The following is a 10,551-nucleotide window of genomic DNA, read 5'->3' on the forward strand; positions in this document are numbered from 1 at the left end:
GTTCCAGAAACGCCCCGGGGTGTTCAGGTTTTCGACCGGTAAAACGAAGCCCGGATGCAGGCAGATTGACGTTTCGAGATTCCGGCATGCGCATTTCAGTTATTGAGTGAAAGGAATGGGGGCGCAGGCAGGTCGACAATTCCACCCGCACCCCACTGAGGAGCTTAGTCTGGCTTATCGTCTTTAAACATCCGCCAGCCACTGATCATGGTAGAGATCAGGCTTTGACGCGACATGATGTCTTCGCGAATGGCCACATAAACATGGATCATAATAAATGTGATCAGATACCACATACCCAGTCTGTGCCAGGTATGAACATCCTGACTCTGACCAAACAGCGGGATCACCCAGCCGAATAACGTATCCTGCCAGCTGCCCTGCCCGGCACCTTCGCTATACAACGCAAAACCGGTTACGATCATGAAAATCATGCCAAGAATAAAGAAAAAGAACATTCCAAGTTGAGCCAACGGATTGTGACCGATGTACTTCTTGGGTGTTTTTTCCATAAACATGTACCAGCGCATCTCGTGCCACACCTCTTTCCACCAGGCTTTCACAAAGAACTTGGGAAAGAACAGTTCGCGGGAATGATGGTTACCCACCAGCGCCCAGTACAACCGGCCAATAAAACCGATGGTCACGATATATGCCGCAGCAAAGTGGGCAAACCGGATATAACCCATTAAAAAGTTATCGCTGGCTTCACCCGGTAAGGTCGGCAACGGCTGACCAATAAAATACCCGGTGATACACAGGGTAATGATGGAAAATACCGTTACCCAGTGCCACAACCGCACCGGCGCTTCGTACACGTACACCGCCGTTTGACGACGGGTAATGACCTTCTCTTCACCACTGTGGTGATTGTCGGTCAGGTCTTTTCTCTTAACTGACGTAGACATAGTTGAGTCTCCCGTGAGCGCAAGCGCTTAACGAATTTTCACGTTGGTCAGCTCCTGACCATCTTCGCTCATAACGTGCGTCGAACAGGCCAGGCAAGGATCAAAGCTGTGTAAGGTTCGCAGGATTTCAACCGGCTCGTCCGGACGTTCCATTGGCGTGTTAAGCAGCGAGGCTTCAAACGCCCCGATATTGCCTTCAGAGTCGCGCGGAGAACCATTCCACGTGGTCGGTACCACTGCCTGATAATTCTCGATTTTACCGTCTTTGATTTTAATCCAGTGACCCAACGCCCCGCGAGGCGCTTCGTTGGTTCCCACCCCTTTCGCCTCTTTCGGCCAGGTTTTTGGATCCCATTTTTCAACGTTAGCCGTAGAGGTATCACCGTTTTTAATGTTATTTACCAATTGATGCCAGTCGTCCAGCATGGAATCCACGCACAGTTCAGAACACAGTGCACGGGCCAGCGTGCGGCCAAGTGTTGATGGCAGAAATTGCTTAAGACCCAGATCCATGCCTGTCGCCTGATTAAATGCCGACAGTGAACGGTCCACCTGATCCTGAACATATTCTTTGCCTGACGCGTAAGCGACGATATAGCGAGCCAGCGGCCCTACTTCCATGGCGTGACCTTTCCAGCGAGGCGCTTTTATCCAGCTGTACTTAGCACTTTCGTCCAGTTCTTTGATATTCGTTTTAGTGCCCTTGAAGTTTGGCCCCAATTCGAATTTTGCTTCGGTTTCACCATCCCACGGATGCAGCCCTTTCGCCCCATTGGCATACTGATACCAACTGTGATCAACGAACTCCTGAATTTCATTCGGGTCGCGAACATCTACCGGATGGACTTCATCCCAGTTGCCATTAATTATGGCACCGGCTGGTAGCAAGTCGGTAGATTTGTCACCCGGCACCACGGTATGTGTGCCATAACACAGTACGTTTGACGCAGCCAGACCACCACCGTGTAACCAGTCTTTGTAAAGCGTGGCAATAGCAATGACATCCGGGATATACACATTTTTAATAAAGGCTTCCGCTTCGCGGATACGCTCCAATACAAAGTTCAGACTGGTCATGTTCACCGGCGCACCTGAAGACCCCGTGCCATCCAGGTTAATCGCACACGGTACTCCACCCACCATAAAGTTCGGGTGTGGGTTTTTACCGCCGAAGATCGTATGGATTTTGACGATTTCTTTTTGCATATCCAGCGCTTCAAGATAATGGGCAACGGCCATCAAGTCCGCTTCTGGTGGCAGTTTATAAGCCGGGTTACTCCAGTATCCGTTGGCAAACAGGCCCAATTGGCCACTTTCAATGAACTTTTTAATACGGGTTTGTACATCGCGGAAATAGCCAGGGCTCGACAAGGGATGCGATGAGGACACTTTCTGTTGCAACGCTGAGGTTGCTTTCGGATCCGCTTTTAGTGCATTTACCGGGTTTACCCAGTCCAACGCATGCAAATGATAGAAGTGCACAACGTGGTCATGGATGTTAAGGGTTTTGTCCATCAAATGACGGATAAGGTGCGCATTCAAAGGAATATCGATGCCTAATGCATCTTCTACGGCCCTGACACTGGTCAGCGCGTGACAACCAGTACACACACCACAAATACGTTCTACGAACGCCCAGGCATCACGTGGATCGCGGCCTTTCAGAATCACTTCCAGACCGCGCCACATGGTCCCCGTTGAAACGGCATTGCGGATGATATTGTTGTCATCCACGTTAACTTCACAACGCATGTGACCTTCGATCCGGGTCACCGGATCTACCACAATGCGGCGTCCTGAACTGTCTAATAATTTTGAATTTAACGGCGTATTCATTATTCTTGTTCTCCCTTATGCTGCGCGCGTTTTATCGCACTGACGGCAGCATGTGCAGCAATGGCCGCGCCTACACCACCCGCAACGGCGGTGCCTACTTCATCGGCATTTGATTCAATGCCAAACTGATTAATGTCGGTTAAGCGGTCGTAGAAGGAGCCCTTGTCCCAGAAACCGTCTTCCGAACAGCCGATACAACCGTGACCAGCCTGAATAGGGAATGATGTCCCTTCGTTCCAGCGCACCGTTGAACAGGCGTTATACGTAGTCGGTCCTTTACACCCTACTTTGTACAGGCAATAGCCTTTACGTGCGCCTTCGTCATCCCACTGCTCCACAAACTGTCCCGCATCGAAATGCGGACGGCGGTAACACTTATCGTGAATGCGCTGGCTATAGAACATTTTCGGACGACCCTGGCGGTCGAGTTCAGGCACTTTGCCAAAGGTCAGCATGTAGGTAATAACACCGGTCATTACCTCTGCAATGGGCGGACAGCCCGGGACTTTAATAATTGGCTTATCTTTAATCACCTTGTGGATGGGTACAGCCTGCGTCGGGTTGGGACGCGCAGCCTGTACACATCCCCAGGATGCACAGGATCCCCAGGCAATGATTGCAGCAGCGTCTTTTGCTGCGTGTTTTAGCTGGTCCAGAAACGGCTTACCGCCAACAATACAGAACATGCCATCTTCGTTAAGCGGCGGATTACCTTCCACTGCCAGAATGTATTTGCCTTTGTACTTCTGCATGGTTTCTTCAAGAATCGCTTCCGCCTGATGACCGGCAGATGCCATCAAAGTATCGTCGTAATCCAACGAGATCATCGACAAAACAACATCTTTTACGAGGGGATGGGCGGAGCGAATAAACGATTCAGAACAACAGGTACATTCCAGACCGTGCAGCCACAGTACGGGCGTCCGTTCTTTGGTTTCCATCGCATGTGCGATTCGAGGTGCGAACGCGGGCCCAAGCCCGAGAGCAGCAGCCGTCAGGCTACAGTATTTCAGAAAACTACGACGGGTGATCCCCTGTCGACGCATAACTTCATAAAAGGTCTCTAATTGGGACATCTGGTCCTCCGGCAGTGATACCCGCTGAAGAAGCACTTACGCCAAATTTGCACGGCCTGTGGAGCCTGATCTTGAGTTCTGATGTAAGCAGTTTCAGCTATTATTGTTGTAATGTTCCTGCGCTACACTGCAAACAACAGACCAAAAATAATAACCATTAAATAACAGCAACTTAAGACATATCAGAGAGATTAAGTGAAAAGCTAATTCACCATTGGAAAGAAAAACGGAAAGTGTGTTTACACCTGGTTAACTCGCTAAACAGACGAAACTTGAGCCAGTGCGACTAATGCCTGACCAAAAGCAATCCCCCCGTCGTTGGCAGGTAAGGTTTTGTGGGTGAGGACAGTCAAACCCTGAGACTCCAGGCCAGTCGTCAGTCCATGAAATACGCGTTGGTTTTGCATAACACCACCCGACAGCGCCACCGTGTCAAATTCATAGGTTTGTCGGACGTGGGCGGTCATAGCAAGCAGTGCATCAATGAATCCACTGTGAAATGCAGCAGCGATACTGGCTTTATCCCGGCCACCTGAGAGATCGTCCAGCAGCGCTTGCCATAGCAAGCGGGTGTTAATGAGGTTATCTTCGATAGTAAATTCGTAGGGGGCCGGAGTAGTGGAGCATTGCCCGGCCAACGTTTCCAATTGAATGGCGGCCTGACCCTCGTAGCTGATATTGTCAGCTGAACACCCTAACGCCGCTGCAACGGCATCAAACAAACGTCCGGCAGAACTGGTCATGGGCACGTTCAGGCCCTTTTCCAGCATCATGTCAAACGTCTGACACACCGGTGAACCCAGTTGCGGGATGAGATTGGCAAAAGCAGCGATGTCCGTTGCAGAGTAATGCTGACGAAGCTGCGCATACAGAGTGCGCCAGGGAGATGTTATTGCCTGCGCACCGCCAATAAGAGGAACCGGCGTGATTGAACCCACACGTTCCATAGAATGGTAACCGCCGAACAAAAACTCACCTCCCCACAAACTACCGTCTGTGCCATAGCCGGTACCATCCAGACAAATGCCTAACACCTTCGGTGCGGTTAACGGGTACTGATTGTCCCCCATGCATGCAGCCATATGTGCATGATGATGCTGAACTTTAAACAGTGTCTTACCTTGTTCAGCCAGACCTTCTGCATTTTTGGTAGACAGGTATTCCGGGTGCATGTCACAGGCATAGCGCTGGCTGTGAATATCGTATAGCGACGTAAACAGTGTTTGAATATGCAAATACTGGTCATAGGTACTGGCATCGTGCAGGTCACCCAAATGCTGTGTCACGATGGCTTTATTGCTCTTCACCATACAAACCGTGTTTTTTAACTGCCCGCCAAGTGCAATAAGCGGCTCATCCGCTCTGAATCCAGGGGGCAATGGCAGACTTGTCGGTGCGAAACCTCTGGCGCGTCTGAAAAACTGAACGCCCCTACTGTCCGCCAGTACCACAGAATCATCCAATCTGTTGTGAATTGGCCTGTTGTGCAATAGCAGCAGGTCTGCAATGTCCTGCAGTTGCTCTCTGGCATCGTCGTTACTGATCGCTTGTGGCGAACCAGACCGATTGCCGCTGGTCATCACTACGGGCACGTCCAGTTGCGCCATGAGCAACCAGTGAATGGGCGAATAAGGCAACATAAACCCAAGCATGCCCGTGTCGGGTGCGACGGACCGTGCTATGGCATGAAATGACGGGTCTGAATTTCGTTTTGGCATTAACACCACAGGCGCCGCCGGGCTGGAAAGCATGGCTTCTGCATGCTCAGACACAATGGCATATTGCTTAATCGCCTCTGTGGAATGGGCCATTAATGCCAACGCTTTTCCGGGACGGTATTTGCGTTCTCTCAATTGTTGAACGGCCTGCTCATTGGTGGCATCACACACCAAATGTACCCCGCCAATGCCTTTCACCGCGACAATCTTGCCGTCTTTGATTGCTGTTGCCAGTACGGCAAAGGGGTCAGAAGCTTGAATAACCGTACCGTCTGATGATTCGAGTACGCATTGAGGCCCGCAGTCCGGGCAGGCATTGGGTTGGGCGTGAAAGCGTCTGTCGGCCGGATTGTCATATTCGCGCTGACAGGCCTCGCACAATGTAAAATCTGCCATTGTGGTGGACGCCCTGTCGTACGGGATATGTTTAATTATACTCAGCCGCGGGCCACAGTTTGTGCAATTTATGAACGGATAACCGTAGCGGCGATCGTTACTATTGTGAAGCTCTGACAGACAGTCAGTGCAAGTTGCAGAATCCGGTGCACAACCGGTACTCACTTCACCGGCTTGTGATGCAACAATATGAAAGCCACTAAATTCGGTGAAGCTCGCAGGCTCCGTGGTCACAGACTCAATGACAGCCAAAGGCGGATGTTCATTGCAGAGCCGTTCAACAAAGCGTTCAGTCGTTGCTGCGTTAGCAAGAATATCAATCGTTACGCCCGCGGCATCGTTAAACACCTGACCAGTTAATGCCATATCATTGGCTAATTGCCAGACAAACGGACGAAATCCAACGCCTTGAACCACGCCACTAACGCGAAGCCTGCTTCCATTACTCTGTGACACTAATGCACCGTACAGGCCATACAAGGATCAAATGATCGGACAATGTGCTGCACTGACACGGGCGTTTTCTCGCCATCCATGACTGGCGCCCCCACCACTGCTTGCTCCAGCGCTCCCGGCTGGCTGGCCAAATCACGCGGTGAGAAATTCCAGCTGGTTGGCGCAATAATCTGATAGTTGGTAATTTTACCTTGCTTCACTTCAAGCCAATGGCCTAAAGAACCGCGAGCCGCTTCAACAAGGCCAATGCCGGAGGCTTCGGAAGGCATCTCACCGTGATGACAAAAGGGCGCGCCAGGATCGATTTGCTTCACCCATTGCTCCATTTGCGGCACCACAATGGCGATTTCCAGCAGTCGGGCAACAATACGCGAGAGCACATTTGCCCCATTGCGGCTTACCAAATCCTTCGCCAGTTGATGCCCGTTAATCACCTGTCGGGCTAGCGGGCCAACCTCCACGACCTGTTGATTCAAGCGCGGAGATTTACACCAACTGTAACCCGCCTCGTTATCCAGTGACGGGACGGTCACGCCTTCGGCAGGAAAATGGCTTTTCTCGGGCTCACTCATCCAGCTGTAAGCATGGTCTTCCATAATGTCCTGGGTGTCGAGCGGTACGGCGGTACCGCCCAGAACACAGCCTGCTTTCCACAAATTCTTACCGTTAATTCGATAAGCACCATAGCTCAGAAGCTGATCGGTGGCGCGTCCCAAACTCTGTAATTCCATTGAACGGGCAACATGTAAAAACCGTCTGAAGTCGCTGGATTGCCAGGGCTGCTGTTCATGCCAGTCCCAGAGGTCTTTCTCGCTGGATAGCTGGGCAATTGTCGCCAGCTCGTCGCCAAACAGCGTCGTTTCCAGAAACCGTTTAAAACTGCCGATGATAGCAAGTAAACGAATCCGCTCTTTTGCTTCAATCGCCTTGGCAACCCCACCCGGCTGAAGACTCAGCGTATGTGGCCATTTGCCGGCCATAATACCCATCAAATGCAGGAAATCTGCCCTTGCAGGCAGCATTTGTGCAGACGCGGTACCAGAAGTGGATTTAAATCTTGCGTGGATTTCACCGAACCAGTCCTGTTGTGCGTAGACGTCGCGGGCAAAGTCCGGCATAAAAAACAAATAAAAATGCGTGAGCAGATCAGTGATATTTTCGTTGGCCAACACTAAATTCGTACACAACTCACCGTTGAGCGGCATGCTCAACTGCATGGCGTCTGCCAGGGCCCGGGCACTGGCAACAGACTGTGTTACCGAGCAAATACCGCAGATTCGCGGTGTATACACCAGTGCATCCATGGGTTTGTGGCCTAACAGGATGCGTTCAAAACCGCGATAAAGCGGCGAATTCACTTCGGCACTGACAACTTTATTTTCGGCAATATCCAGGGTGATTTCCAAATCCCCTTCAACCCGGTTAAACGGTCCGGCAACAATTCGGCTCATAGATGGCTCTTAGTCTTTGCGCTTGTGAATAGTAGGAGGGTAAATTAATTGCTCAGAGATGGCATTCTTTTTTAACCGCTCCGGCGTAGCCGCTTTCGACAATGACGCTAATGCGACAAACCAGGCTTTGGGCATATCAGTGGGTAAACCAACCGGAATACCGGCTACCTTAGGTGTTTGGCAGAAACTGTGCCCCGGCTCTTCAAACTCCGGCGCAGTGCAGTTAATACAGGGGTAGCCGCCGTTGGTACAAGAGCCCTGCCCATTCCAGGGCCGGGTATTGCAATCCGCATGAGCCTGCGTGCCTTTGCAGCCCATATTTTCCATCATGCAGCCACGATCGCCCATGTCCACGGCACTGGCTTTGTATTCGTAAAATTCATTGCGGGAACAGCCATGATGAACCAGGTGATCTGCATACATTCGGGGACGGCCAAATTTGTCGAGGTTGTCATCCTGGTGTTCGCCCAGTGCAATACTCATCAGGGTTTCTGTAACCCAGTCCGGGTGAGTTGGACAGCCGGCGATGTTCACTACCTGCTGACCGCTGCCAGAGACAAAATCTTTACCTAACAGGCCACCTCGCATTTCACCGTCATACTGTAAGCCGGTGGCATCAGTATCATTCGAGCCTGCTGCGGTAATGCCGCCGTAAGCGGCACATGAACCTACGGCGACCGTGTGAATTGCCTTTTCTGCCAGGGCCTGCACCCATTCAATCATGGGTTTGCCGGTGCCGCCCATGATGTGAAACTTCCCGGTGCCCATTGGGCCGGTCATCATTGACCCTTCTATACACAGGATGTCCAGCGCAATCTCGCCTGCGAGGATCCCCTCGAGCATCTCGATACATTCATGCCCACTCGCCTCACTAAGCGAAGGGTGCCACAACAGGTTTATCCCGGCGTTTTCAAACAGGCTGAGCAGGTCCGGAGACTCTGCGTTTAACAATGACATGGAACAGCCGCCGCAACCGCCGGATTGTAGCCACAATAAATTAAGCACGGGCAGGCTCCTGGTTAGGTAAATACAGTCTGGCCACTGCACCGCCTTCCGGCCGGTTGTCGACACTCAGCTCGCCGTCATGTTGTGACACAATACCATAACTAATTGATAATCCTAACCCTGTGCCCATGCCCACGGGTTTTGTGGTGTAGAAAGGCTCAAAAATTTGTGCCGCATCGTGATCACTGATCCCCGGTCCGGTGTCTGACACGACTAGGGTTACGCCCTCTTCGCTAACGTCCGCACTCAGGCATAACTGCCTAACGCTGCTGTCGGCCATCGCATCAATCGCGTTTTCGATAAGGTTCACCACAACCTGATGAATCTGACCGGCATGGCCATAAGCGTTAAGTGGGTCTGGTAAGGCATCCTGAATGTCTACCGTAAATTTGGTTTCTTTCATTATCCAGTGTAACGCAGTGTGCACCACATGGCGTAAATCAAATAAGGCTTTCTCGGAAACCTGCGTGGAAGAAAACTGACGCAAATCATTGACGATTTCTTTCACTCTGTCGGCGCCTTCCATCGTGCCATCCACCAGTGAGTTCAGGTCCTTAATGGCTTTGTCGAGTCGCAGTTGCTCACGCATATCGCGCAAATTGTCACGACTTTCGCCCTGCGCGACCGCATCAAAATAAGCGCTAAGTTTGTCGGTATAGCGACGTAAAACGTGCATATTGCCGTAGACAAAACTAATCGGGTTGTTAAGTTCGTGTGCGACACCTGCAACCAGGCGACCTAGCGATGCCATCTTCTCAGACTGGATAAGACGCTGTTGCGCAATTTGCAGCTCGGCGTGGGCGGTATTCAATTCTTTATAGGCGCGTTGCAATTCGCCCAGCGCCCTGCCAACCAACACCATACCAACGCTCTTGCCGCGGTGGTTGAGCCTGGCCGTGCAATTCACCGACAACGGCACCTTGCCGTCTTTGCCCTGAATTTCTATTTCAAAATCACGGATCGGCTGGGCCTGCAGGCGGGCGCGGAAAGACTGGAATTTCTCGCGGTAGTCCTGCTCAATAAAGGTCAACAAAGAGCGGCCAATCAATGCTTGTTGGCTTTCACCCACTAATTCGGTGAGAGCCCGGTTTACCCCTTCAATCACACCGTCGTTATCACACACAATCAGCACATCGTTCATTGCACTTTGAATGCTGTCGGAGAAGCTTTTGGCCTCCTCTAACTCTACATTCTTTTGTTCTACTTCAACCTGGGATTGCACCAGTTCTGCGTAGGCTTCATCCATTTTCTGGATGACGCTGACCCAGGCGTCTTCCCCCTGGATGCTTTGCAATGACAGTGTGTTCAGTGAGTCACTCATACTGGCATGGTGTGGTTGCGAATAGCCGCACTATACCGTCTCTTGCTTGTGCGAGTAAACCTGTGCGATGTGAATACACCGTGCGCTTAAAACAAAAAACCCGCCAGAAGGCGGGTTTTAAATGTGTTAGCGTAATCTGAAATTACTTAGCGGCTTTACGCGCTTTTGCTTCTTCGATTACTTTGTCAGCTACGTTCTGAGGACAGTTCGCGTAGTGGCTGAATTCCATTGAGAACTGACCACGACCAGAAGTGATAGTACGCAGGTGACCGATGTAACCAAACATCTCTGACAGAGGTACGTCAGCCTTGATGCGAACGCCAGTTGCGCCAGCTTCCTGGTCTTTGATCATACCACGACGACGGTTAAGGTCACCGATTACGT

At 51.2% G+C, this 10,551-nt stretch carries 7 protein-coding genes and 1 pseudogene; all 8 read right to left on the reverse strand.

Annotated elements, in window-relative coordinates:
• Window positions 1-164 precede the first annotated feature (164 nt).
• Window positions 165-908 carry a Ni/Fe-hydrogenase, b-type cytochrome subunit gene (gene cybH / locus AC4MRN_RS16000; protein ID WP_491203839.1) on the reverse strand — a complete coding sequence of 248 codons (744 nt, stop codon included), beginning with the start codon at window positions 906-908 and terminating at the stop codon, window positions 165-167.
• Window positions 909-935: 27 nt separating this feature from the next.
• On the reverse strand, window positions 936-2,744 hold the full coding sequence (locus AC4MRN_RS16005; protein ID WP_155014390.1) for a nickel-dependent hydrogenase large subunit: 1,809 nt from the start codon (window positions 2,742-2,744) through the stop codon (window positions 936-938).
• Window positions 2,744-3,820 (reverse strand): hydrogenase small subunit, encoded by a 1,077-nt coding sequence (locus AC4MRN_RS16010; protein ID WP_155014389.1) that lies wholly within the window; start codon window positions 3,818-3,820, stop codon window positions 2,744-2,746. Before AC4MRN_RS16010 ends, AC4MRN_RS16005 begins: the two co-directional genes overlap by 1 nt.
• A gap of 257 nt (window positions 3,821-4,077) precedes the next feature.
• Window positions 4,078-6,390, reverse strand: a complete 2,313-nt coding sequence (gene hypF, locus AC4MRN_RS16015) for a carbamoyltransferase HypF (protein ID WP_491203840.1) — start codon at window positions 6,388-6,390, stop codon at window positions 4,078-4,080.
• Window positions 6,390-7,841, reverse strand: a complete 1,452-nt coding sequence (locus AC4MRN_RS16020) for a nickel-dependent hydrogenase large subunit (RefSeq protein ID WP_491203841.1) — start codon at window positions 7,839-7,841, stop codon at window positions 6,390-6,392. The genes hypF and AC4MRN_RS16020 overlap by 1 nt, the downstream gene beginning before the upstream one ends.
• A gap of 9 nt (window positions 7,842-7,850) precedes the next feature.
• Window positions 7,851-8,846 (reverse strand): hydrogenase small subunit, encoded by a 996-nt coding sequence (locus AC4MRN_RS16025; protein WP_491203842.1) that lies wholly within the window; start codon window positions 8,844-8,846, stop codon window positions 7,851-7,853.
• Window positions 8,839-10,167, reverse strand: coding sequence for a sensor histidine kinase (locus AC4MRN_RS16030; RefSeq protein ID WP_491203843.1), 1,329 nt, complete (start codon window positions 10,165-10,167; stop codon window positions 8,839-8,841). Before AC4MRN_RS16030 ends, AC4MRN_RS16025 begins: the two co-directional genes overlap by 8 nt.
• A gap of 142 nt (window positions 10,168-10,309) precedes the next feature.
• Window positions 10,310-10,551: pseudogene (locus AC4MRN_RS16035) on the reverse strand (elongation factor G); the annotation flags it as partial.

The sequence above is a fragment of the Marisediminitalea sp. genome (assembly GCF_984433645.1).

What these genes read in the sequence shown, in the direction of transcription:
- cybH (WP_491203839.1), bottom strand. Translation starts at nt 908, where the DNA reads ATGTCTACGTCAGTTAAGAGAAAAGACCTGACCGACAATCACCACAGT.
- AC4MRN_RS16030 (WP_491203843.1), bottom strand. Translation starts at nt 10,167, where the DNA reads ATGAGTGACTCACTGAACACACTGTCATTGCAAAGCATCCAGGGGGAA.
- AC4MRN_RS16005 (WP_155014390.1), bottom strand. Translation starts at nt 2,744, where the DNA reads ATGAATACGCCGTTAAATTCAAAATTATTAGACAGTTCAGGACGCCGC.
- AC4MRN_RS16020 (WP_491203841.1), bottom strand. Translation starts at nt 7,841, where the DNA reads ATGAGCCGAATTGTTGCCGGACCGTTTAACCGGGTTGAAGGGGATTTG.
- AC4MRN_RS16010 (WP_155014389.1), bottom strand. Translation starts at nt 3,820, where the DNA reads ATGTCCCAATTAGAGACCTTTTATGAAGTTATGCGTCGACAGGGGATC.